General features: G+C 43.5%; 20 protein-coding genes. 3 read left to right on the forward strand and 17 right to left on the reverse strand.

Going from position 1 to position 24230, the window contains the following annotated elements:
- Nucleotides 1-50: 50 nt before the first annotated feature.
- On the reverse strand, nucleotides 51-275 hold the full coding sequence (locus tag DW862_RS09510; RefSeq protein ID WP_004301899.1) for a winged helix-turn-helix domain-containing protein: 225 nt from the start codon (nucleotides 273-275) through the stop codon (nucleotides 51-53).
- A gap of 1061 nt (nucleotides 276-1336) precedes the next feature.
- Between DW862_RS09510 and DW862_RS09515 the strand changes: the two genes are divergently transcribed.
- The 3 genes from DW862_RS09515 (at nucleotide 1337) to DW862_RS09525 (ending at nucleotide 4309) form a co-directional block, all read left to right on the forward strand.
- Nucleotides 1337-2848, forward strand: coding sequence for an NAD(P)H-hydrate dehydratase (locus tag DW862_RS09515; RefSeq protein WP_087322627.1), 1512 nt, complete (start codon nucleotides 1337-1339; stop codon nucleotides 2846-2848).
- Between the two features lie 72 nt (nucleotides 2849-2920).
- Complete coding sequence (locus DW862_RS09520; RefSeq protein ID WP_009039717.1) at nucleotides 2921-3988, forward strand: DUF4831 family protein; 1068 nt, start codon at nucleotides 2921-2923, stop codon at nucleotides 3986-3988.
- A 36-nt stretch (nucleotides 3989-4024) separates the two neighbouring features.
- On the forward strand, nucleotides 4025-4309 hold the full coding sequence (locus tag DW862_RS09525) for a hypothetical protein (RefSeq protein ID WP_004301893.1): 285 nt from the start codon (nucleotides 4025-4027) through the stop codon (nucleotides 4307-4309).
- Here the strand turns inward: DW862_RS09525 and DW862_RS09530 are convergent.
- The 16 genes from DW862_RS09530 to DW862_RS09605 form a co-directional block, all read right to left on the reverse strand.
- Complete coding sequence (locus tag DW862_RS09530) at nucleotides 4302-4676, reverse strand: PqqD family protein (RefSeq protein WP_120067924.1); 375 nt, start codon at nucleotides 4674-4676, stop codon at nucleotides 4302-4304. The two genes, DW862_RS09525 and DW862_RS09530, sit on opposite strands and share 8 nt — an antisense overlap.
- Nucleotides 4677-4773: 97 nt before the next feature.
- Nucleotides 4774-6162, reverse strand: a complete 1389-nt coding sequence (locus DW862_RS09535; protein ID WP_004309797.1) for an MFS transporter — start codon at nucleotides 6160-6162, stop codon at nucleotides 4774-4776.
- A gap of 250 nt (nucleotides 6163-6412) precedes the next feature.
- Nucleotides 6413-6808: a preprotein translocase subunit SecG gene (gene secG, locus DW862_RS09540; protein ID WP_004301890.1), complete on the reverse strand. Its 396-nt coding sequence runs from the start codon at nucleotides 6806-6808 to the stop codon at nucleotides 6413-6415.
- 6 nt (nucleotides 6809-6814) lie between these two features.
- Complete coding sequence (locus DW862_RS09545) at nucleotides 6815-7588, reverse strand: tetratricopeptide repeat protein (protein ID WP_120067926.1); 774 nt, start codon at nucleotides 7586-7588, stop codon at nucleotides 6815-6817.
- A 5-nt stretch (nucleotides 7589-7593) separates the two neighbouring features.
- Nucleotides 7594-8121: an LptE family protein gene (gene lptE, locus DW862_RS09550; RefSeq protein ID WP_004309799.1), complete on the reverse strand. Its 528-nt coding sequence runs from the start codon at nucleotides 8119-8121 to the stop codon at nucleotides 7594-7596.
- Nucleotides 8108-9349 carry a sigma-54-dependent Fis family transcriptional regulator gene (locus DW862_RS09555; protein ID WP_004309800.1) on the reverse strand — a complete coding sequence of 414 codons (1242 nt, stop codon included), beginning with the start codon at nucleotides 9347-9349 and terminating at the stop codon, nucleotides 8108-8110. Before DW862_RS09555 ends, lptE begins: the two co-directional genes overlap by 14 nt.
- A 9-nt stretch (nucleotides 9350-9358) precedes the next feature.
- A complete protein-coding gene (gene pdxA, locus DW862_RS09560) occupies nucleotides 9359-10453 on the reverse strand; it encodes a 4-hydroxythreonine-4-phosphate dehydrogenase PdxA (RefSeq protein ID WP_004309801.1) in 1095 nt (364 codons plus the stop codon).
- A gap of 4 nt (nucleotides 10454-10457) precedes the next feature.
- Nucleotides 10458-11498 carry a DUF4837 family protein gene (locus DW862_RS09565; RefSeq protein ID WP_004315823.1) on the reverse strand — a complete coding sequence of 347 codons (1041 nt, stop codon included), beginning with the start codon at nucleotides 11496-11498 and terminating at the stop codon, nucleotides 10458-10460.
- An 18-nt stretch (nucleotides 11499-11516) separates the two neighbouring features.
- On the reverse strand, nucleotides 11517-12551 hold the full coding sequence (gene rlmN, locus DW862_RS09570) for a 23S rRNA (adenine(2503)-C(2))-methyltransferase RlmN (RefSeq protein ID WP_008017001.1): 1035 nt from the start codon (nucleotides 12549-12551) through the stop codon (nucleotides 11517-11519).
- A 103-nt stretch (nucleotides 12552-12654) separates the two neighbouring features.
- Nucleotides 12655-16008, reverse strand: a complete 3354-nt coding sequence (locus DW862_RS09575; protein WP_120067928.1) for a DUF4062 domain-containing protein — start codon at nucleotides 16006-16008, stop codon at nucleotides 12655-12657.
- 211 nt (nucleotides 16009-16219) lie between these two features.
- On the reverse strand, nucleotides 16220-18361 hold the full coding sequence (locus tag DW862_RS09580; RefSeq protein ID WP_004304661.1) for a peptidylprolyl isomerase: 2142 nt from the start codon (nucleotides 18359-18361) through the stop codon (nucleotides 16220-16222).
- 119 nt (nucleotides 18362-18480) lie between these two features.
- Nucleotides 18481-19737: a hemolysin family protein gene (locus DW862_RS09585; protein ID WP_004314044.1), complete on the reverse strand. Its 1257-nt coding sequence runs from the start codon at nucleotides 19735-19737 to the stop codon at nucleotides 18481-18483.
- A 57-nt stretch (nucleotides 19738-19794) separates the two neighbouring features.
- Nucleotides 19795-20412 carry an LPS export ABC transporter periplasmic protein LptC gene (lptC, locus tag DW862_RS09590; protein WP_008645327.1) on the reverse strand — a complete coding sequence of 206 codons (618 nt, stop codon included), beginning with the start codon at nucleotides 20410-20412 and terminating at the stop codon, nucleotides 19795-19797.
- A 43-nt stretch (nucleotides 20413-20455) separates the two neighbouring features.
- A complete protein-coding gene (locus tag DW862_RS09595) occupies nucleotides 20456-21781 on the reverse strand; it encodes a hypothetical protein (protein WP_008017009.1) in 1326 nt (441 codons plus the stop codon).
- A 65-nt stretch (nucleotides 21782-21846) separates the two neighbouring features.
- Nucleotides 21847-23124: an OmpP1/FadL family transporter gene (locus tag DW862_RS09600; protein ID WP_009039713.1), complete on the reverse strand. Its 1278-nt coding sequence runs from the start codon at nucleotides 23122-23124 to the stop codon at nucleotides 21847-21849.
- A complete protein-coding gene (locus DW862_RS09605) occupies nucleotides 23111-23899 on the reverse strand; it encodes a type III pantothenate kinase (protein WP_008020984.1) in 789 nt (262 codons plus the stop codon). The genes DW862_RS09600 and DW862_RS09605 overlap by 14 nt, the downstream gene beginning before the upstream one ends.
- Between the last annotated feature and the right edge of the window lie 331 nt (nucleotides 23900-24230).

The following is a 24230-nucleotide window of genomic DNA, read 5'->3' on the forward strand; positions in this document are numbered from 1 at the left end:
GTGTAAATAATAAAGTGGAGATCCATCTTAAATGTAGGTTAGCTACCACCTTAGCCAAAAGTAAATTCGACATTTTCGATACTGGCAAAAAGCATTCCTTCTCTTTTCCTCAAAAAGATCTTGTCTTCTCGGGCCAGCCAACCAATAGCAAGAGCTACGTCTTCAAACGTCAAACTTAATTCACGGCACAAATCGAACATTGAAAGTTCACCTTTTTCATTTAAGATGCGCCATACTTTCCCGGCATTCAAGCCAATTTTTGTCTTTTCCATCATGCAAACTTTAGAAGATTAAACAATCCGTTATTTAGATTTTAATTCATTTTCATTGTGAGCACTGGAAAATGATGTGATGCACATTATCTATCTCCAAAGATAACATTTTTATCGGAAACGGCAAATAATCAAAGGCTTAATAAGGGGAACCGCATTAAAAATTTGTTTAAGAAGGTATGGCGATAAACTAAACACAATTTCCATCAGCGCCTCTACAGAAAAAGATTTTTCATTTCTCATATTCTCATAAATAAGAAACAAGTGGCAGTAAACTAATAAGATAGACTATGAGAAATGATTTAAAAACAGGCATTTCTCATAGTTTCTTCGCAAAATAACCCGGATTTTGCTTCATTTCTCATAGTGTAGTGTGCCGGAAGCTGACATTGAATAAATAAAACTATGTATTCCTTTTGCTTGCTTCCATACACAGTGTCTTAGTTCCACATATTGTGGGAAAAGATTCCCTAAGGCTTGGGAAAGTATTCCCTTATTTTGTGGGAAAGTATTCCCGTATATTGAAGGAAAACTTTCCCACAATATATGGGACAATCGAGACCAATGAGCATCTTCAAGCAAAAAGCCACTATTTTATCTAAATAGTAGCTTCATTTCCTGATAAAAATAAGGCAGGCTGAAAGAAAAAAGGAAGAACAAATGGCTTTTGACTATGAGAAATACCCTGAAATACTATGAGAATAAGGTGGCTTTTGAGCCAAAATATGGGAGAACTTATGAGAAATACCGTTTCGAAAAAGTGTTTCTCATAAGATATCTATTTGATTAGCTTTCGTTTATCGAAAAACAATGAGAATATGAGAAATGAAATGAAGAAATCTTTTTCAGGAGAAATAAAAGTAAGTTCATAATGGTGCTGCATTGAATTATTTTTTGGCGGAGTTATTCTAACACTTAATAGTTCAAAAGCAGATATTTCTCTGACCCAAAGATAGAACTAATGATGAATTAAAAGTTGCAATTATGGTTTTCTTCCCACAACAAACGGGAAAAGTCAGAAGAATCATGTACATTTGTAATCCGAAAACTAAAAGAACATCGCAATGAAAATATTTCCAAGCAGCAGTATCAAGAAATTGGACGCTTATACCATTGAGAACGAACCTATTACATCAATCGATCTGATGGAACGTGCAGCAACCGTATTAACAAAAGCCATCACAGACAGATGGAATACGGAAACGCCGGTCACTATCTTTGCCGGACCGGGGAATAATGGCGGAGACGCTCTCGCCGTAGCCCGCATGATGGCTGAAAAAGGATATAAAATCGAGGTATTTCTCTTCAACACGAAAGGAGAACTTTCACCCGACTGCCAGACCAATAAAGAATTGGTAGAAATGATGGAAGAAGTAAAATTCCACGAGATCAGTACCCAATTCGTACCTCCCGCCCTGACGCCCGACCATCTGGTAATCGACGGATTATTCGGTTCAGGTCTGAACAAACCGTTGAGCGGCGGATTCGCTGCCGTAGTGAAATACATCAATTCCTCCCCTGCCATGGTAGTAGCCATCGACATTCCTTCCGGACTGATGGGAGAAGAAAATACATTCAACGTAAAAGCTAATATTATCCGTGCCGACGTAACTTTCAGTCTGCAACTGCCGAAGCTCGCCTTTCTTTTCGCAGAGAACACGGAATTTGTCGGAGAATGGGAAGTGCTGGACATCCAATTAAGCGAAGACGGTATTGAAGAGATGGAAACGAACTACGAAATGTTGGAAATAGAGCAAATCCGTTCACTCATCAAGCCACGCAAACAGTTTGCCCACAAGGGGAACTTCGGCCATGCACTATTGATTGCCGGTTCAAAAGGAATGGCAGGAGCCTCTGTTCTCGCTGCCCGCGCCTGCCTCCGTTCGGGAGTAGGGTTGCTGACTGTCCATGCGCCAATGTGCAACAACGACATCTTGCAAACCTCCATACCCGAAGCAATCGTAGAAACCGACATCAACGAAACCTGTTTTGCCGTACCTACCGACACGGACGACTATCAAGCAGTCGGCATCGGCCCGGGACTGGGACGAAACGAGGAAACGGAAGCTGCTTTATTGGAGCAACTGGAACACTGCCAGACTCCTGTTGTAGTGGATGCCGACGCACTTAATATCCTCGCCAACCACCGTCATGCACTTACCCACCTACCGAAGGGTTCCATCCTCACCCCGCATCCGAAAGAACTGGAACGTCTGACCGGCAAATGCCAGGACTCTTACGAACGTCTGATGAAGGCTTGCGAACTGGCCCGTGCCGCCCATGTTCACATTATTTTAAAAGGAGCCTACTCCGCCATCATCACCCCCGAAGGTAAATGTTTCTTCAACCCAACCGGAAATCCGGGAATGGCAACCGGAGGTAGCGGTGACGTACTGACCGGAGTAATCCTGGCACTGCTTGCCCAAGGTTACCCCACCGAGGAAGCCGCTAAAATCGGCACTTACATTCACGGATTGGCGGGCGATGTCGCTCAAAAGAAGCAAGGAATGATCGGAATGATCGCAAGCGATATTATCACCTGTCTGCCGACAGCATGGCGACTTGTAAGCGAATAAAAGTTAAGAACTTACCCTTTTTTCAATAACTTCATTAACTTTGTTTTCAAAACCAGTTAAAAAGAACCGAATATGAAAAAGTTGATTATAGCAGCAGGACTACTTATGACAACGTCCGCCTATGCACAAACCGAAGTACTGACAGGGGTTACCCGAGGAAAAGACTATGGAGTGGTTTACAGTCTTCCCAAAACCCAAATAGAACTTGAAATAAAAGCCAACAAAGTCAACTATACTCCGGGAGAATTCAGCAAATATGCTGATCGTTACCTACGACTGACCAACGTCTCCGCCGACCCTGAAGAGTACTGGGAACTGGCTAGCGTAAAAGTGAAATCCGTAGGTGTGCCCAACAGCGAAACTACGTATTTCGTAAAATTGAAGGATAAGACAGTAGCACCGCTCATGGAACTGACAGAGGATGGCATTGTGAAAACGATCAATGTTCCTTACAGCAATAGCAGTGCAGGCAAAAAAGCTGCTCCCGCCCCCGCAGTCCTCCAAAAGAAAGCGAATCCTCGCGAATTCCTGACCGAAGAGATTCTGATGGCTAGTTCCACCGCTAAGATGGCCGAGCTGGTGGCTAAAGAGATCTATAACATCCGCGAAAGCAAAAATGCCTTATTGCGCGGACAGGCTGATAATATGCCTTCAGACGGAGCACAGCTTAAGATTATGCTCGACAATCTGAATGCACAGGAAGAAGCCATGACGCAAATGTTCTCCGGCACCTGCAACAAAGAAGAGAGAACATTCACTGTCCGCCTTACCCCTGACAAGGAATTCAACAATGAAGTTGCTTTCCGCTTCTCGAAGAAGTTAGGTGTAGTTGCCAACAATGATTTGGCAGGAACTCCGTTTTATATCAGTCTGAAAGACCTGAAATCGGTCAAGATGCCACAGGAAGACGGTAAGAAGAAGAAAGATTTGGATGGAATCGCCTACAACGTCCCCGGACAAGCTATGGTTACACTGACCGACGGTAAAAAGAAACTTTACGAAGGTGAGCTTCCTATTACTCAATTTGGTGTGATAGAATATCTGGCTCCGGTTTTGTTCAACAAGAATTCTACCATCAAAGTTTATTTTGATCCGAATACGGGAGGATTGCTCAAAGTGGACAGAGAAGAAGGGAAATAGAAAAATGAGGAAGTGAACTTCTAAAAAACAAAGAATATGGTTGGTGAAGGACATGCATTCGACATGATACGCCGAATAAAAGAGGGACGGGAAGCTTCCCGCCTACGTCGTGAACGTGCTAACGATAAGTTGAAGCATTTAAACCGTGCAAACGAACCTTATCCACTACCCAACACCACCCCCGAAGAAATGGAACGTATCATCCACGACTCGGAGAAAAAGAAAGAGAAAGACAGCAATTATTTTGTTTGGGGAACGCTTATTATCATGGGGGTCCTGATAGCAATTGCCGTCATACTTTGGGCTGTATTTATCAAATAAATAATAATAAGTTCCTATATACGACTGGTATCACCAGTTTTATAAATCCATCTTTCTGCATTTGAGAAAGATAAGCCGATACACGCGACTCGTAGCCCTCTTCATTTTGAAAGTGGTCTGCGAGTTTTTCTATAATCTCACGAACATTGCGTTTTCCATCTATCAGTTCCCATACAGCCGTACCGTGTTCTTCCAATTTCACATGAAGTTCTTTCGACATTCCTTTCGGCACAAGGAAGCGTTGCATCCACGGATATTTAAAACGGGGAAAGGAGAGCACAATTGTCTCCCCTTCCCTTTCTGCTGTAATATGTTCACTGCGACAGGGAATGACCTCTAACAGGTTGATTTTCTCTTTGGCAGCCATACTTCTTATTTTTTATTTCAGAGTATTCATACTGATACTCTTCTGTTTACACCTTGATACAAAATTCCTTTGTTACTTTAGGTATTGAATTTCCTAGTTACTTTTGGATATTCGCCTCTTCCAGACCGTATCCCTTCTTCTTGTTCTCTGCCTTCAACATCAAAGCCACAATCAGAGCAAGTACACCAAAAAGAGCAAAAATAGCCATCGGCAACGTGTAGTCATAAGTCTGTGCACCGTCTACTACCGGACCTTTGCAATAAGTATTCAACACCCATCCGATCAACAAAGGAACACCCATCAATCCCCAGTTCTGTACCCAGAAAATCAATGCGTATGCAGTACCCAACTGTTTTTCCGGAATAATCTTCGGAACAGACGGCCACATAGCTGAAGGCACCAACGAGAAGGCAAATCCCAATATAATCATGATGATAGTAGCAAACCACCATATATTCAGTATAGGCAGAGCGAACATCGTATGCACAAAAATAAGCATCACTGATCCGATTATCATCAACGTAGCTCCCTTACCGATACGGTCATAAAGCGAGCCGAACAACGGAGTCAGGATAATCGCACCAATCGGCAACAATCCGGGAATCGTTCCCGCCAACTTCGGATCTACATTATACTTCTGCACCATCAAGTCGGCAGCATACTTGATAAAGGGAAATACAGCCGAGTAGAACAATACACATAGTAATGCAATCAACCAGAATCCCTTATTCGTAATGATATACACAATATCTTTCATACGGAACGGCTCTTCCGGCTCCAATCCCTCTGCATCCAAAGAAGCATCCAACTTCTTATCATAGAAAGTATAAAGGAAGAAAGCAATCGTACCCACGCACAACATAATCAGACAAAACAGAATCGGAGCAGGAATATTGGTATGGAATGTGCCACTCTCATCCGTAGATCCGAAAAAGTCGGCCAAAGGAACCGTGAGCACCATTGCCAGAGTTGTTCCGATACGTGCCGTAGCCATTTCAAGTCCCATAGCCAATGCCATTTCCTTACCCTTGAACCATTTCACGATAATTTTGGAAACTGTGATACCGGCAATTTCCACACCTACACCGAAGATAGCATACCCCAATGCAGCCAGGGTTACCTGTGTTTTGAATCCGAAGAGCATGGCACCTTCCGGAAAAGTAGTAGAAATCGCATAGTATTTCAATCCACAACCAAACACCATCAATAAGCAAGCTCCCATTCCGGTGAAACGAACCCCCATCTTATCCAAAATGATACCACCGAAGATCAGCATCAACAGGAATACATTAAACCATCCGTAAGCGCTTGTGAAGAAACCATAATCAAGACTGTCCCATAGTAGTTCTTTCTCAAGCATGGGTTTTAGAGGAGACATTACGTCGGTGAGGAAATAGCCGCATAGCATAGTAAATGCGACCAATGCTAGAACACTCCATCGGAGTACGGCGGAGTCATTCAATTTCTGTTTCAAATGTTCTGTCATTGTTATATTTAAAAATAGTAGTTAATAATCTTCATACGACCAACAAAGGTAGTTAAATCTCGTTTGTTTCTATCAAAAAGAGATTGTTTTTACAAGAAAAAGTTAAGTGCGGATTACACTGACCACGCGGAAGATTGAAAATCCGTGTAATCTGCGTAATCCGCACTTAAATATCAAAGAAATGCAGCATCCGTCTGCACCTTCCCATTAATGGTTTTACCCCCAAAGTCTTACCTGACGACGGAGTGAATTACTCTGCTGCAGGAGCAGGAGTTTCAGTAGCCGGTGCCGGAGTTTCTGTAGCAGGTGCATTGGTAGCAGGAGCTTCAGTTTGCGGCGCAGCCGTACCTGCGGGTAAGTTATACGGGTTAGTCTGTTGTTCTTTCTGTGCCTGTTCCAACACTGCGTCTTTAGCAACAGCAGAGCGAGGAACTACATAAGCAGTAGCAATGCTCATTACCACCATGAAGATAGCTAAGCCCCATGTTGCTTTTTCCAGAAAATCTGTAGTCTTGCGCACGCCCATGATGGCGTTAGATGAAGAGAAACCAGAAGCAAGTCCGCCTCCTTTTGAGTTCTGAATCAGCACGATGAAACACATCAACAAGGCTGCAATAACCATTAAGATAACGAATAATAAGTACATTTTTAGTTATTTTGAATTAGCGTTAATAATCAATTTCTCCAAAAATCTGATTTGGTCTGCAAAGTAAGCATTTTTTTTTGGATATTTCAAGCTTAATTTTTTAATTATTTCAAGAGCTTTTGAATATCGTTGCTGTTTAACATAGATTTTTGCCAAAGTTTCCGTAAAACAGCTGTCATCTTCCTCTTCTTCCTTCATCGTTTCTTCTTCGGTAGGTTCGTCCGAAGAGGTTGGCGAAGATGGCATTTCTTCTCTTAAAGGTTTCATGCAGAGGGGAGAGTCGCTCTCGCTCTTTTCTATAAAGTCGTCAATCAGTTCGTAGCCTTTGAGTTTGGGCGTTTCTTCGGCCGACTGTTCCGTGGCCGGAGTCTCCTCCAAAAGATAAGAGGTGTAATCCATCGAATAGTCGAAGCTGGTCCGGGCAGTCACCTCTTCGGGTACTGTGGACAAGAAAGCGTCGATCAATGCTAATGTGCGGTCTACGGACGGTTCGTCTTTCAGTACCTCCGTGAGAGGTACTCCCTTTTTCCGTGCCTGCACATCATAGCGGTCACCTTCAATCAACCGGAACAACTGCCGTCTGTCTGCAATGTAAAGAACTGCTTTCCGCAGTTCTCCACCGAAACTAATATCATGGAGAATATACAGATTCTTCAGATACAGCAGACGAAGTGACTGAAAATACGGATACCTCGCAAGAAGATTGCGCAGTTCGTACAAAGTATCCCTATTCAGCGTCTCGGGATGCTGAATCCATTGTTGAAAGTTAACAGAAGTCATTTATATTACCAGTTTGCTACAGTTGCATTAAAAATTTGGTCGGTGATCTCTTTAGACATTTCAGCAATCAATCCGTCCTGTACGGCAGTCAGCAACTGGCTAGAGTCGTAGGTACGGAACGCAGAAAACTGTTGTTCAAAGTCTTCGGCATGATTGGTGTTGTTGACAAAACGTACATTGACGGTAATAGTCAACTTCGTCTCCGAAGAATAACCGTCGGCAGATACTGCCTGGTTGTACTGATTGTAACCTGTGATTTCTCCGTCAATCTGCAAGTCGGCATTCTGATTCGGCTTGAGCAGTTGCAGACGGGTCTGCCGGATGAAGATATCTTTCAGGTCCTCATTGAATTTGGTTGCCAACGGAGCATATACATACTCCGACTTGATCGGGAAGTCGGCTATCGAAATGGTCTTTACCTTATCATAATTGATAGACGATCCGTTAAACTTATAGGAAACAGTGCACGCAATGACTACCAACGGCAAGCCGAACAGTAACAAAGGGCGTATTATTTTCTTAATCCAATTCATATTCTTTTATTTTTCTATAAAGTGTACGCTCGGAAATATTCAAGTCCTTGGCCGCACTCTTCCGCTTTCCATGATGCCTCTCAAGTGCCTTGCGTATCATTTCTTTCTCCACTTCGTCCAGTGACAAAGGGGATTCTTCTACATATTCTTCCGTGTCTTGTATGTCATCATCATCCTTGCAAACCGTAGGCTGCATGGTGTGAATGATAGCAGGTACCGAAGGTTGATGCGCCGTCACTACCGGAGTAGTAACCACCGTTCCCATTTGTCCTACCTGCCCCACCTGTCCGGCACGTTCCGCCATCAGGTTGTGCACCATCTTCTTCAGCTCCGCCACTTCCTGGCGCATATCGAACAGAACAGAATAAAGAATCTCCCGTTCGCTCTCAAAGCCTTTACTCTCACGCGTTCCCATCAACGCGGGAAGACGTTGCGTATTTTGTGCGGGAAGATAATTCTGCAAGATAGCAGCAGAGATCTCCCTATTGGTTTCAATGATAGATATTTGCTCGGTGATGTTCTTCAACTGACGCACGTTTCCGGGCCACGGGTAAGCCAACAACTCTTTCTTCGCATCCTCCGTCAACTGAATAGCAGGCATCCGGTATTTCTCTGCAAAGTCTGCGGAAAACTTACGGAACAACAAAAGTACATCGTCACCACGTTCACGCAAAGGCGGTATCTGGATAGGCACCGTATTCAACCGGTAATATAAATCTTCACGGAAACGTCCTTCTGCAATCGCTTGTGTAAGATTGACGTTGGTAGCCGCCACCACACGCACATCCGTTTTTTGTACTTTGGACGAACCTACTTTCATAAACTCGCCACTCTCCAGTACACGGAGCAAACGTGCCTGGGTAGACATCGGCAACTCCCCTACTTCATCAAGAAAAATAGTACCGCCGTCAGCTTCGCCAAAGTACCCTTTCCGTTCGCCAATCGCACCGGTAAACGCACCTTTCTCATGTCCGAACAGTTCGGAATCAATCGTACCTTCCGGAATAGCGCCACAGTTGACAGCAATATACTGTCCGTGCTTCCTCCGGCTATATTGATGAATAATCTGCGGAAAACTTTCTTTTCCGACTCCACTTTCTCCGGTAATCAGCACAGACAAATCGGTAGGAGCTACCTGAATGGCAACATCTATGGCGCGCGACAATGCTTCAGTATTTCCAATAATACCGAAACGCTGTTTCACTTGTTGTATCTCTGCTTTCGTCATCACTCGTTTTTAATCTTCGTCTACTGTATCCAGCTTCAGTTTATCACTATCGTCACGTTTCTCGTAATACTGTTTACGCAACGGATTGGCACGAGCCACTTTTTCCCGCTGACGATTACGGAACACGTCGATGGCAACATAGATTGCCTGACGGAAAGAATCTTCACAAGCCACTCCCTTGCCTGCAATATCGTATGCCGTTCCATGAGCCGGAGAAGTACGTACTATCGGCAGGCCTGCCGTATAGTTCACCCCGTCTTCCATAGCCAAGGCCTTGAACGGAGCCAGCCCTTGATCGTGATACATCGCCAGGATACCGTCAAAATGAGTATAATTGCCTGAACCCATAAAGCCGTCGGCCGCATAAGGACCGTAGCAAAGGATTCCTTTCTCTTCCATTTCTTTCATGGCAGGGATAATCACTTCCTGCTCTTCCATTCCCAACAAACCACCGTCTCCGGCATGAGGATTGAGAGAGAGCACCGCAATACGCGGAGCGCCGATACCAAAATCCTGTTTCAGACAACGATGGAATATCATCAGTTTCTCCTGAATCAGTTCTTTGGTAATCGTAGTCGCGATCTCTCTGACAGGGATATGTGTCGTCACCAAAGCCACCCGGAAGTCATTCTTCATCAAAATCATCAATGACTTATCACCATTGCCCAGACGTTCTTCGATATATTCCGTATGTCCGGGGAAGGAGAACTCTTCCGACTGAATCGTATGTTTATTGATCGGAGCTGTTACGATAACGTCTATCAACCCTTCGCGATATTCTTCGATGGCACGTTCCAAAGCCCCCAGCGCAGCTTTACCGGCTTCGGGGTCGGGTTTGGAAAATTCCACTTTCACTTCATCATCCGTACAGTTCACCACACTCAAACGGTTGTACCCCGCTTCGGTAGCAGAGTTGACAATGCTAAAATTGGCCTGTATATCCAGCGCTTTGCGATGATAAGCCGCTACTTTCGGTGAGCCATAAATGATCGGAGTACATAGTTCCAACATCGTAGGGTCGGAAAATGTCTTAAGAATCACCTCATAGCCCACCCCGTTAATATCTCCTTGGGTGATACCTATCCTTATCTTGTTATCTTCCATGTTTTTATTTATTAGTTTGTTCCGCTTCCTTAGATGCCTCTCCCAATGGAATCTGATTCTGCTGAACTTCATTCGGAAGTTTCAGTGTATACAGAGATGCTTCCATCTGGCGTACCAGGTTGCGTTTCATTTTATCAGGTGAATAAACAAATATTTCTGCTGTAATAATTCGTTGGTTTTTCTCGTCCAGACGAGTATGAGACACATACGGACCACCCATAAAGTCGCCCTTCATACGCCACAGGCCACGTGCTTCCATTGTGTAGCTGTTCTGCACATTGATCGGACGGACATCGGTCAACAAACTATCGGTCGACATATAAACGCCCTCCTTGAATCCGGGAATATTGGCTTTCATCACGGAATCACGTTTGTGCACAAAATATTCTTTGGTAAACGTATCCTTGTCAGTGTACGGATAAGAGTACATCACAAAGTTACGGTCGGCAGTACCTGTGTTGGTAGAAGCCCAGAAGAAATCATCCCCGGTCTTTGAATTAGCCAGTTCGGCATCCACCCAGATGTCGCATCCGAACAAACTGTCCACTTTCTGCGAAATGAAATTACTGTGTTTCCCTTCCAGGAACGTAATCTGACGGTTCATTTCCGCACGGGTAAAGAAGTCGACAATCGTCTTTTTGTTCTCTTCCACAAACTTCTCGAACTCTTCTTCGTTCGGAGCCTGGATAGTCAATATCATCTGCGGATTGGCATACACGTCCTTCGCATATTTGAACGAGGCTTTCGTATATATATCCTGTATATCTACAATAATAATGTTACGTATCAACTTCAGCGTAGAATCATAATCTTTCGGCGAAGTATACATAATCCGGAAAGAAGGTTCCGACTGCGGCAAACCGGGCATATCAGCATCGAGCGCATCATGTAAAGCCCTTCCGGCAGCACGATCCCAAACACCGTGATCTACTACAACCAAAAGCTCGTAAGCACGACCACTAGAGGTGTGATTTCCTTTCAGACCACAAGATGCAACGACAAAGGCTACCAAAGCGATGCATAAAATAAAAGAGTACTTTTTCATGATGTTCGGTTTTATATATTAACTTTCATTATTTTTCTCCTGTTTCGCTGTCGACAGCATACCGCAAGCGGCAAAAATATCTTCGCCCCTGGATGAACGGATAGTGGTGAAAAGTCCGTGTGACGTCAGATAATCACGAAAACGGGTCATCGTATCCATGTCCGCTCCCTCGAGGTCTACCCCCGGTATGGCATGAAAACGAATCAGATTCACCCTGCAATCCAGCCCGCGAAGAAGTTTCAGCAACTCTTTGGCATAGACCTGCGAATCATTGAGCCCTTTAAAAACAATATATTCAAACGAAAGTCGACGTTGTTTACTAAAATCATAGTTTTTTAACAGTTCCACCATTTCGGTGATTGAAAACGCCTTTTCCGCCGGCATTAATTCAGCACGCTGAACGGTCAGCGGAGAGTGAAGGCTGATGGCAAGGTGACAGTCATTTTCTTCGATAAAACGCTGCAATCCTTTCCGTAGCCCGACAGTAGAAAGCGTGATACGCTTCGGACTCCATGCGTAACCGTAGGTAGCGGTCAGTAGTTCCAATGCCTTCAATACCTCATCCAGGTTATCGAGCGGCTCGCCCATTCCCATCATTACGACATTAGTCAGTTTGTCCCGTTCCGGCAGCGAATGAATCTGGTTCATGATCTGGCTGGCGGTCAGGTTAGCCGTATACCCCTGTTTGCCGGTCATACAGAACTTACAGTTCATCTTGCAACCTACTTGTGACGACACGCACAACGTTGCCCGGTCATCATCCGGTATATAAACCGACTCTACAAAATGGTTCTCACCCACTTTATAAAGATACTTCACCGTACCATCTACAGAGCGCATTTCATCTACCGGAGCTTCCGCTCCCACCTCATAGTTCTGCTTGAGCAACTCCCGGTGTTTCAATGACAAATTAGTCATATCATCAATCGAGGCTACCTTCTTTTCGTAAAGCCAGGATGCAATCTGCTTGGCAGCAAAGCCGGGCATACCCAGTCTTTTTGTCAATGATTGAAGCTCTACAAGAGTCATTCCTAAAAGGGGATATTTAGACATTCTTCTTTCTGTTGATAGTTTATATCTGCAAATGTAAGGAAATAAAGTCGATTTCCGTATAGCAGGAATGTAAAAGTTAACAAAAAAGGGAAGTATGCCTCCGTTATGATTCAACCACGCTGATATATTGAAGTAGCTTTTGCGCCATTTCAGAATCCTCGCCATTCTTTTTCACTTCATGACCGTACGCCTCACGGAAACAAGCCAGCGCCTCTTCCCGTTCATTACAAAAGCTGTGCAAAACCCCTAGGTTCTGACAAGCCAGAATCGTATCTTCATCCCCCCATCCCAGATATTTCTTTCGCAGTTCAAACTCTCTGAAGAAAGCCTCTTTCGCCATTGAATAATTCTCCAACTTCACATAAGCCTGTGCTTTGTAATAATATACCAGACAGGAAGCATTAGGGTCAGTATCATCGTGAAAATCCAAAGACGTTGCAATACGAATCACGTTATCATAGTCTTTATTCATGTAATACTGCTGCATAATATCACATCTCAATGCCTCGTAGCGGACAGTCAATTCCGCCAGACGCGGTTTTTCGCTGAAATACATTTCATGCAGAAGAGACTCACGGAAGAATAAAGTAGATGCCTGCTCATCGCCACGTTCATTCATCATCCGTTTGAATTCCCTGCACAGATAATACAACTGTTTATGACAAGCGACGATCTGTTTTTTGCTGTCTATCTGTATAGCAATGTCCAACGCCTGATTCATCAGCATCCATGCTTCATCGTATCGTTTGATATAATAAAGACATTTACCCTGCATACGCAAACATTTAGCCACTCCACCGGACAGTCTGCCATTCAACGACTCGTGCATTTCAGCTACTTTCCGGAATTTCTCGGCAGCACTCTCTTCCTCATCCTTATAGTAATCACAATAAGCCAGATATTCGGAAAGTTCAATGACTTCTGCCTGACTCTTCTCATCAGCAGAAGCCGCATGATAATCAAGCGCCCTATTCAGATAGGTCACTGCTTCATTGTATTGCTCATTGTAGTAATATGCCAGAGCTAGATTTCGGCAGGTGTTGGCAATCTCCAGTTCCGGAGTCGGTACAATGTTTTCCTGCATCACCAATGCTTTCAGGAAACAGTCGCATGCCGTTTCGTATTCTTCATTACGGGCATAGCGGCATCCCTCATTCATCTTCAATACCGACTTGGCAATGAGTGGCATGGCAGCACCTTCCATACTCTTCTCACTCACAGCAGCCGCCGCCTTCGTCAGATGGAAAGAACTGCTCAAGAAAGTAGCCATATCATTAGCAATGACAGGAATTAAAAAAGAATCGATCTCATCAAAGTCCAATTCGGCATAGACTTCAGGCGTAACTTCAGGATTGTCGTTCATGATCGCCTTCCAGCTATCTTCCAACAGAGAACGATTCGTGCGATACAGAATCTCGAAAATCTCCACATCACAAATCCAATCCTTCAATATATCCCATTCTTGCATCTTATAGCATTGATAGGTAATCTCCACTTTATAGCGATACGAATCATGGTAGCAGAACTGTTTCATGCGATAGTTATAATCGGCAAAAGTCAACGGATGGGAAAGGATCTCTTCCTCATCCAGCAGAGCGGAAATAATTTCATGGCGACTATCATCTATACATTCGTCATCTTGAGCGAAATAGCGTTCGATTGCCTCTACCATTTGTGTGTCACCAATGCAATATCGTCCTCCTTTGTTGGTGAGCCAGCTGCTCATTTCCACTCTCAACTGCGACCAAAGTATCTGATTAATGTCTGCCATGCTCTTCACTTCATCTTCGGTAAATCCTTCTAAAGTAAGTGAAAGCATCAGAAGCGTTCTTCCAATCTCTTCGAAACCATAATCAGCCGACAAACGCCGTAGCACACTGTCATAGAATTGCCCAACCTCATTGAGCCGGCAATATCCACTCATATATTCATTGAGAGCATCGTACTGACCGAACGAAACCAGCTCGTTGAGCAATACACTTAAACAGCGCGGTTGTTTAGCCAGCACCCACGAAGCAAGAATATCTTCCTGTTGTGCGGACAAAGCCTTGGAGTAAGTAGACAAATATTGCTTTGAGAACGACTTGGCATCCGCCTGTGAAAAACCATTCAACTGGAAATGAGCGTAGTCATTCTGAACAAAGGGCAGGTAGGCAGTGGATGACGCAGAAAAGCTCAACACGACTTTCACGTTCGGGGGAATAGATGCAAATAAAGAAAACAGGGATGCTTCAGTCGGATTCAGATAACTGATGTCATCAATCAACAGAATGATAGGGTATCTTGATGCACCCAGCGCACTCCACAACTGACTGAACTTTTGGATAGAATTCAAATCTTCTTCAATCTCCTTGAGGTTTCGAAGTGTGTTCCCTGAAAAAGTGTTCAAGCCAGCATCTCCCATCAAAACCGAGTTTTTCACGGCGTCCATGATGGATTTGGCAGTGCTTTGGGTCGAGTCCAGTTCTTTTGAGACTTCCGCCGCGAACAAATTTTCCTCACCCAAAGATTGATGCTTGAGTGCGTTCTGGCATTTAGAAGCTAACATTCTCGCCAACGTTTCCGGATAAGAAGACAATGTAGTACTATCCAAGCGATGATAGATAGGAATCATCGGCATATCATTGTTCACTAAATCGCTCCAATGAGCCAACAAAGCGCTCTTGCCAAGACCGCAACCGCCCGTTACCACCAGACACCGCTGTTCATCCGCCGCCAAAAAATCAGCAAACGCCTGATCTGCTTCAGGTATTGGGTGATAATTGAATAAGAGTTCATTGCGCGTCAGTTGTTCTTGCAATGCTTGATTATCTTCAACGGTCAGTACGTCAGGAAACTCCCGTTCAAGCAATTCCGTGAAAGCAGCTTCCACAAGGTTACACAACTGATCGGGCGAATCATACTCTTGCACAGGATAACGATCCTGTTGCAAAATACTCTCTTTCAGACGTTTCAATTTAAGAGCCTCCTCTTCAGGGCAAGACAGTTCATCATCTGCCGACTGTTTTATATAAAAATAGGCATGTAACGGATTGGGATTGCGCAGTACACCAAACTGCATTTCAATTTCCGTCACACTCAAATGGTGATTCAAGTCATCTTCTATCCAACGATATTCCAAGCTGTCATTGAGAGTTTGAGATAAATCTTCATAACTGGGACACCATCCATAGCGGTCGCCTACCATACCTATGAAGAAAGGCCGGGAGTTAACGATCTCTTTCAGGCATATTTCAACAACCTTGCCGCTTTTCGCATCTTCTTCTGTGATTCCCCAACGCAAATCAACCAATGAAATGGTGGCACCACGGCTGGCAGCCTTCACTTGCAAACCCTTAAAGAGTTTGACTAATGCAGAACGTTCCATCTCCATGTCTCTGAACGTTGACGAAAGGAATACACGGATAACACGTGAATTTTCAGCGGGAACTGAATACTGGGCTAGTTGTTTAGTCATAATATAGATTCGTATTAGTTAATGAAGTATTTCGCAAAGCCAATTGATAAAGATTGGCAAGATATGGAAATTTAATCAGATAACAAAGACCATAAACAAAAAAAACGAGCACAAAAAAGGCACGGATTACACGGGTTTCGCGGTTCCCTCATAAGTTTAAACCGCGTAAATCCGTGTAATCCGTGCCTAATATCTATTACTTGCTACTTGTTTAGAAGAACAAGAAGCGTGTATCTTTTACGTTTGCTTTCAGATACAAATCATTCATCAGACGGCTGGCAAAACGTGCGTGCATGTTAGTCAGCGTAGCTTCTTCTGCTTTTGCGTCGAATGTTTCGTTCAGTTTGTCCTTACCGTATACCTGCAATACAAATACTCCGGCATTACCTTTGATAGGAGCGCTCAACTGATTTACTTCAGCTGCAGAAGCATAAGCACCTACCAGCGGTTCGCTGCTGCGCAATGCTGATACGTATGCAGGAGCTGCAAAAGTAACCATCTTCAAAGAGTCGCTGACTGCATTAGTCATCTCTTTGTACTGGTTGAATGAAGTTGCATTGGCAGCTTTCATGTCAGCCATAATCTTTTCAGCTTTCTTATCTTTTACGATTTCAGCTCTCAACTGATCCTGTACTGCTTTCAACGGACGATATCCTTCCGGCTTAATGCCTACCAGACCTACTACCATCATGTGATCGCTTTCGCCACATTCGTACAAGCCGGAAACATCACCCGGTTTTGCTTTATCAAACGCCCATCTCAACGCTTCTTTTGTACCTCTTACACCACCGATATTGTGTTCAGAGCTGCTCAAATCCATTCTGTCGAGCAATCTGTAACCGGCTTCTTCAGCGTTAGCTACCATCTTTTCTACACTAGGATTAGCTGCGATAAACTGGCTGAAATCATTATAAGCGCGGTTGTAAGTTTCTTTGCTGAACTCAACTTCACGCTTGATAACAGCTACTTTATATTTGTCTTTTACAGATTTCTTGTTCGTTACCTGAAGAATTACGTTTGCTTGTCCCATCGGCAAGTTTACCAATTCGTTCACACCTGTATTGTTGATAGCAGAGATGAATTTCAGGTTATCGCCGTCTATCTGTGCACCTTCGTACTGTGCAGAAGTTAGCCAGTTTGCATCACCAGTCTGACCATATTTCTTTGCCAGATCAGCAAAGTTAGCGCCACCTTTGATCGCGTTGTAGATACTGTCAGCCAAGGTCTTTGTCTTCAAAGCATCTTCTGCGTATACCTGAATCTGACGGAATTCGACAGAATCGGCAGCAGCAGCTTTAGCTACAATTTTGAAAGAGTTGATTGTATTGTCGGCACCGTTATAGTAAGGACCATAAATAGTACCTACCGAAGCAGAGTCCAAACGGGCAACTACATCTGACGGGAAAGCTGTTTTGTTATAGAACAAGTCTACATAAGGAGCTTCCGAGCCAGTCGAGCGGATGAAAGAAGTATAATCTTCCGTAGTAGTAGCCAACTGTTCAGTAGCTTCGTCCACTTCTTTCTGGATAGCAGCTCTGTCTTCAGCACTTGCAGTCACTTGTACATCAATGTACTTGATGTCACGAGTTTCCTGATATTGCTTGAATTGTTCTTTCTTCTTGTTATACAAGTCTTTCAGTTCCGATTCTTTCACTACGATTGTAGAGTCCACTACAGAAGAGTAAGGAATACCAGCCATCAACACGTTGTACTGGTTCACTCTTGCATCGAAAGCGTCCTGTGCTTCCACCGGATTGGAAAGAAGAGCTTTAGACACCAATGCCTGATACTTTTCTGCCAGACGGCTCTCGATCAGTGTTTTCTGAATGAAAGACCAGTATTTATACATGTTATTGTATTGTTCAGCATACTGTGCCGGCATTTGTGATTCGCTCATCTTGGCATATTCCACGAGGAACTTGTTCAACATATCCTTGTCGAAGTTTCCTGTTTGCGGATTCTGGAAAGGAGTTTGTCTCAACAAAGGATGAACGCCTGCTTTCAGGATGTCCTGGATTTCAGCAGCAGAAACAGTCAGTCCCAGTGCTTTTGCTTCTTTTTCGATCAGTTTATTGTTTACGTAGGAACGCCATACTTCATCGCGCACCTGATTGGTTTGTTCGTCATTCAAGGCGGTCACCCCACGCATGAGTTTCACCACTTCGGTATATTCTTCTACCAAATTCTGATACTCTTGAGCGGAAAGAGCGTCTCCGTTCACCTCACCTACGTCATGTGCCTGATGCGGCTGCATCACCTTCCATGCGTCACCCGCAATGAAAGCAAACAGCGCCAAGCCGATAACAATCACCAATAGAGGTCCTTTCGACCTAATGTTTTGTAACGTTGCCATTTTGATTAATACGATTTATGTTTATTATTATTTCTTTCTTTTGTCGTTTTAGCGCACGAAGATACAAAAAATGCTAATATGCATCTATTTATTGGCTAAAAATTTCTTGATTATCGTCATTATTCCAAGACTTTTAATCGCACGAGTTCTATTTTTGTCGCTGTGACCTTAATTATCTTGAATTGATAACGTCCTACCCGGACCACTTCATGCAACTTCGGGAAGCTCTGATATTGGTTCAGGATCAACCCTCCTACTGTCAGATAATCATCCGACTCGGGCAAGTCGAGTCCGTACGTCTCATTGACTTTTTCTATCTCCAGACGGGCGGACAACACATACTCGCGTTCGTCGATTTGCTTGCTGATATAGGAAGTGTTATCGTGTTCGTCTTCTATATCTCCAAAGATTTCTTCAACGAGGTCTTCCAGAGACACGATGCCGGACGTACCGCCAAATTCATCCACCACTACGGCAATCGTTTTCTTTTGCTGCATGAAGAGTTTCATCAGTTTATGAGCGGACATGGTTTCGGGCACAATCGGCACTTGTTTCACATTCTCATGCCAGTTTTTCGGGGCACGGAACATTTCCGACGAATGGATATAACCGACTACGTTGTCGATATTCCCGTCATACACGATTATCTTGGAGATTCCGGATTCTATGAAGCGGCTTTTCAGCTCGTCCAGCGAAGTAGTCAAATCAACAGCCACCACTTCGGTACGGGGAACGATGCAGTCGCGGATTTTTATGTTCGAGAAGTCGAGGGCGTTCTGGAAGATTTTCACTTCCGTGTCCAACTCTTCTTCATTTTCGGCATTATCAATGCTGCTTTGTACGAAGTAATCGAGGTCGACTTTTCCAAAAGCTCTGTCGGACGCATCCTTATTAACCTTCATTCCAAAGAGGCGAAGGAAAATACAAGACAAGCCGGAGGCTAATTTGGAGATGGGATAGAGAACCACATAACAAACAATAAGCGGAATGGCAAAAACATTCAAGACCAGATTGGGATTGATTTTGAAGATTGTTTTCGGCAAAAACTCTCCGGTCACCAGGATAATCAGGGTAGAAATAACGGTCTGCGCCAACACCATCAGGAAATGATTGTCAATGAATCCCGCCAGCAGATTGTCGCCGATAATCTGTGCCATCAGGATACCATAGATGACCAGTGCGATATTATTCCCCACCAGCATGGTAGAGATAAATTCATTCGGGTTCTTGAAGAAGATAGAAAGGATGCGGGACGTAATTCCCCCCTTGCGTTCCATCTCAAAACGCAGTTTGTCTACCGACACAAAGGCAATCTCCACTCCTGAAAAGAAAGCGGAAAAGACCATGGTGATAATTAGAGAGATATAAATATTCATAAGTTTTGATTTACGATCAGACGATTTACGAGATACGGTACAATGATATGACTTCGCCTATTTCGCAGTATCTTTATTCACTGAATCCGGCAGTGCTTTTGTTTCCGGTTGGGGCGGACCGCTACTCGCTTCCTCGTCCACATAGAAAATACCTTCAATATTACGAATGGTATATATAGTCATTTGCTGGTTCGAGTCGAAGCCGTGTCCTGTGATAATTCTGTCCGGTTGCTGAATACGTATAAACTTGTCGGAATACACTTTTTGAGTGGCCTCATTCCAGTAGAGCAGTTCGGTATTAAAACGCTCTCCTTTGCGGTTCTGTATATCCACATTCCCTATCAGCTTCCAAAGTCTTTCTTTGTCATAATAATAGGCAGTATCTGCCTTAATACTGGCTTCTACATTAAAGATAGAGTCGAACTGCTCCATATACACACCTTTTTCAAACGCCCAATACGAAGGCTTTTTACGGTCGTACATCATCCACTCTTCCGTGTTCACCCTATAACGTGTCACTCCGGAATCGGAAATAAGGGTAGTAACTCCCAATGTGGTCATCACCGGAAGAGAATCACGTTCTGTGATAGCCTCTCCCATAGCTTTCTGTTTTCCGCCACAGGAAGATAATAAAAGAAGCATAACAACCACCCCGAAGGTGATTGTTATGCTCATGCTTTTATGCAACAAACGGTTTCTTCGTTTTCGCAACATACGGTTATCTAATCGTTGTAGTCTCTCCTATCCAACCGCCGATAGTGATGCGGTCGCCTTGCTTGTAACCTAACATAAACAGGTCTTTAGCTTGTGGAGTATGACCAGAATATCTACCGATCAAGCTGTTAGCTTCTTCAGCTACGCTCGGATCTACTTGTTTTGCACGTTGAAGTTTGTCGATTACTGCAAAGTAAGTACACTTGTTCAAAGCTGACTCGTCGCTCCAGTTAGGACTCATTGCATACAGATTGGCAATCAGGATATATGGAGCACCATAGTTTTCGTTGAACCCGATAGCTTTCTGACAATATGCTCTTGCTTGAGACAGTTTTTTAGCAGAAGCCAATACCGCTGCGGCAGCGTATGCTTTTTCAGCTTTCTTCACGTTGTCAGTTTCCAATCCAATGGCTTCGTCGAAGAATTTGACAGCACCGTCGATGTCACCTTTCTTAAATGCTTGGTAAGCACATCCGGTAGCGGCATCTGCACTAGGTTCTATCTTGTACACATAGAAAGCAGCCTGTTGATAAGCTTCGCTTTCCGTACATCTCATCATTTTCATGATGTCGATTACTTTCTTCAAGTAAGCCAGGTCTGTTTGGTTAGCTTCTACTTTCGGTCCATAGATGTTTTGCAGTGATTCGCAATCAGCTGTTCCGCTGTTTACAAACAAAGCAACCAGATTATCTTTGATACCTTGCAAGTTTTTCTTCTTTGCTTCGTTCGTTTCAGCAGCAATAGCAGCATCAGCATATTCAGAAGCAGCCAGATAATCCTGAATGAATTGTTCCTTATGGTTAGGATCTGTTTTCAGTTTATCCAAAGACATTTGCAGGAAATAGAAGATAGTAGCGGCAGCAGATTCAGCTTTTACTGCATTTACCGACTGGCTCAACCATTGATAAGCCTGATTAACATCAATTTTCGGAGCGAAAGCGATGTAATCTACTGCTTTGATACCCAGAGCTTCATCAGCAGAAGACACTTTTGTACCTTTAGCCAAGAACTCATCTGTGTATTTGATACGCAAATCATGCGTATTCATCAGCTCATCAAAATATTTCTGATATTCCGGATTATTCCTATCCTTGATTTGTCCCATCAAGCCTTTCAGAATTTTATATCCGTCAGTAAAAGTATAGAAACGAAGCGTCGGGCAGTTTTCCAACACAGCTTTCCAAGGAGTATACGCATCTTTAAAGTTACCTGCACGCACAGCTTCATGCGAGATACTACTGTTCGAGTTACAGTTAGTCGCATCCTGTGCTACCACAGTGGTTGCCCCTGCCGAAAGGAACAACATAGCCACAAGCGTTTTAATTTTCATTGTATCTAAATTTTAGTTGTTATTATTATAGTCGTCTATTCTTTCTCTTCTTACATTCATCTCAATTACTCTACTCTGCGTTTGAAGAACCAACGTTCGTTGAACGTCAATCCGATGCTAACGCGGAAGATATTTTCGTTTACAAAGGTCGATTCCTGTCCACTTACACGAACAAACTGTCCGCTGATGCTAAGGATGGAACGGGAACGAGGCACAGGCAGACCGAAACCGGCTGTTACGCCATATTCGCGGGCTGCGTCTTTACCGCCAATCTTATAATACGGAGTCGTATAATAAGCTCCCAAACGATATTTGATGTGGGATAAATAGGAACGTCCAATCAAATTGGGAATATATTCCGCACCCACTGATATTTTATGACGGTCGCAATACGTGTATGTTTCATCAAAATCTTCACGTACAGCATCATCCGATGTATTTACGCCAAACTTTGTTTTTGACCATTGTTGCAAACTGTAATCCAGACCGACAGTCAAACGTTTGTCATAGTTATATGTAAAGCCGACGCCAAAAGTATTAGGCACTTCAAGCGTAGCATCCCAATCCTGACTGACAGTTGAGCTAGCTTGCGTCGTTACTGTATAATCATTATTCAGTTTATGCTTCGGAGAATATACTGCTCCGATAGTGGCTGAATGTTTTTTGTTAAATTCTTGCGTATATTGCAATCCAAAATCCAGTTTATAATCCGACACTGACACAGCATTCTGCCTAATGTAAGAATAAGCAGAAGCGGTATTCGGATAAAGCTGCGTCAACGAGCGGGTTATGTCTCCCCAAAAATAAGAAGCATTCACACCAACAGACAGGTTTTTCAAGACTTTTACACCCGCACCAACATACAGTTGATGTAAACCTCCCTCACCAGTAAGGCTTTTCGTGCTATACGGTGAAGTTTCTGTAGCCTCATTGCTTTCCGATACAGAATATCCCACATTGGAAAATGGCAACAGACCGATACTCATCGCTACCCTCGGATGCAAACGAAATTGCATAGCCAAATAGTCGAAGCTAGAGTTTTTAGCGTTCAGTTTCACACCACCGCCACTAATATTCATATTTTGCAGACTAACGCCTCCTTCAAAAATAAACGTCAACGAGTCAATGGCTGTATACGAAGCAGGATTCAGCGGATTGATCTGTGCTCCATCCCGAAGTCCAAAAGCAATTCCCCCCATCGCCTTGCTATTCCCGAAACTCTGATCGGACAAGTCGCCATAGCCATATCGTGTATAAGGAGAGTTTGTATTATTTTGAGCGATTGCCATTCCGGTAACCATCGTGAGCAAAAGCGCACAAAGTGTGTGTTTAAATCCTACCATTATTATAGTTTAAAATTCTATTTAATCCTTTCAACACTAAAAATCTATCTGCAAAGATGATACTTTTTACGCTGCTATCAAAAGAAAAATCATCTCCGCCCGTTAAAAAAACCAAAAGTTCAGGATATTTATGCTTCATAGACTCAATATAACCTGAAATTTCGTATTCCATCCCTTTCATCACTCCGGCGCGTATAGCCGTTTCGGTGTCCCGTCCCATCGGGAGTTTGCGCCCGTTGGTGTCCACCAGAGGCAAACGTCCCGTAAACTGATGCAGTGCCTTGAAACGCATCTGCATACCGGGAGAAATATTACCGCCATGATACTGGCCTTTTGAGTCGATAAACTCGTAAGTAATGCAAGTTCCCGCATCAATCACCAATATATCCCGATGAGGAAACTGCTCATTAGCACCCACTACGGCAGCCATACGATCATATCCCAATGTTTCGGGAGTTTCGTACAGGTTGACAACCGGCAGCGGAGTCTGATGATTGAGCCAGAGCAAAGGAAACGGCAAAGCGGCCAAATCAGCTAAAACCTTTTCGTTTAGATCAATGACAGTAGCCACAATCCCCTGTTCAACCGGATATTGAGAACAAAGAGCTTTCAAGCAACCTAGAGACTGATTGGATTCAGCTACTACATCCACCATTTCTCCGCCGTCGAAGAAAGCAATCTTTGCCTTTGTATTTCCTATGTCGATTATTAAATTCAAATCTTTTGGTTCTTTAGCGGGCGCAAAGGTAAAGTAAAAAAAGAAAAGTTGAAGCATAGAAGAGGAATTATCTTCTTTTTTCATTTTAGAAATCCCCCCAAACAAAAAAATCGAACTATCTATTTTTAAATAGATCAATTATCTTTTATTGTTTATTATGTATTCCACTTTGCGTTCGGCAGTCCTTTTTCATTACATCATAAACTACTAATAAGCAATAGATTACAAGAGAAAAACAGCGTTCCACAAAGCGTTCCACTATTTTGTAATCAATTTTCCGTTCCAGCAGAAACATTATTTCATTCAAACAGAGGCTCCGTTTTATCTCATCTAAAGGCAAATTTCCTGAATCATCTTCATTTTTTCATTCACAAAACACAGAAAAAGT

This window comes from Bacteroides sp. AM37-9, assembly GCF_003603455.1.
GTDB classification, from domain to species: Bacteria; Bacteroidota; Bacteroidia; order Bacteroidales; family Bacteroidaceae; genus Bacteroides; species Bacteroides xylanisolvens.

What these genes read in the sequence shown, in the direction of transcription:
- DW862_RS09510 (WP_004301899.1), bottom strand. Translation starts at nt 275, where the DNA reads ATGATGGAAAAGACAAAAATTGGCTTGAATGCCGGGAAAGTATGGCGC.
- DW862_RS09515 (WP_087322627.1), top strand. Translation starts at nt 1,337, where the DNA reads ATGAAAATATTTCCAAGCAGCAGTATCAAGAAATTGGACGCTTATACC.
- DW862_RS09520 (WP_009039717.1), top strand. Translation starts at nt 2,921, where the DNA reads ATGAAAAAGTTGATTATAGCAGCAGGACTACTTATGACAACGTCCGCC.
- DW862_RS09525 (WP_004301893.1), top strand. Translation starts at nt 4,025, where the DNA reads ATGGTTGGTGAAGGACATGCATTCGACATGATACGCCGAATAAAAGAG.
- DW862_RS09530 (WP_120067924.1), bottom strand. Translation starts at nt 4,676, where the DNA reads ATGGCTGCCAAAGAGAAAATCAACCTGTTAGAGGTCATTCCCTGTCGC.
- DW862_RS09535 (WP_004309797.1), bottom strand. Translation starts at nt 6,162, where the DNA reads ATGACAGAACATTTGAAACAGAAATTGAATGACTCCGCCGTACTCCGA.
- secG (WP_004301890.1), bottom strand. Translation starts at nt 6,808, where the DNA reads ATGTACTTATTATTCGTTATCTTAATGGTTATTGCAGCCTTGTTGATG.
- DW862_RS09545 (WP_120067926.1), bottom strand. Translation starts at nt 7,588, where the DNA reads ATGACTTCTGTTAACTTTCAACAATGGATTCAGCATCCCGAGACGCTG.
- lptE (WP_004309799.1), bottom strand. Translation starts at nt 8,121, where the DNA reads ATGAATTGGATTAAGAAAATAATACGCCCTTTGTTACTGTTCGGCTTG.
- DW862_RS09555 (WP_004309800.1), bottom strand. Translation starts at nt 9,349, where the DNA reads ATGACGAAAGCAGAGATACAACAAGTGAAACAGCGTTTCGGTATTATT.
- pdxA (WP_004309801.1), bottom strand. Translation starts at nt 10,453, where the DNA reads ATGGAAGATAACAAGATAAGGATAGGTATCACCCAAGGAGATATTAAC.
- DW862_RS09565 (WP_004315823.1), bottom strand. Translation starts at nt 11,498, where the DNA reads ATGAAAAAGTACTCTTTTATTTTATGCATCGCTTTGGTAGCCTTTGTC.
- rlmN (WP_008017001.1), bottom strand. Translation starts at nt 12,551, where the DNA reads ATGTCTAAATATCCCCTTTTAGGAATGACTCTTGTAGAGCTTCAATCA.
- DW862_RS09575 (WP_120067928.1), bottom strand. Translation starts at nt 16,008, where the DNA reads ATGACTAAACAACTAGCCCAGTATTCAGTTCCCGCTGAAAATTCACGT.
- DW862_RS09580 (WP_004304661.1), bottom strand. Translation starts at nt 18,361, where the DNA reads ATGGCAACGTTACAAAACATTAGGTCGAAAGGACCTCTATTGGTGATT.
- DW862_RS09585 (WP_004314044.1), bottom strand. Translation starts at nt 19,737, where the DNA reads ATGAATATTTATATCTCTCTAATTATCACCATGGTCTTTTCCGCTTTC.
- lptC (WP_008645327.1), bottom strand. Translation starts at nt 20,412, where the DNA reads ATGAGCATAACAATCACCTTCGGGGTGGTTGTTATGCTTCTTTTATTA.
- DW862_RS09595 (WP_008017009.1), bottom strand. Translation starts at nt 21,781, where the DNA reads ATGAAAATTAAAACGCTTGTGGCTATGTTGTTCCTTTCGGCAGGGGCA.
- DW862_RS09600 (WP_009039713.1), bottom strand. Translation starts at nt 23,124, where the DNA reads ATGGTAGGATTTAAACACACACTTTGTGCGCTTTTGCTCACGATGGTT.
- DW862_RS09605 (WP_008020984.1), bottom strand. Translation starts at nt 23,899, where the DNA reads ATGCTTCAACTTTTCTTTTTTTACTTTACCTTTGCGCCCGCTAAAGAA.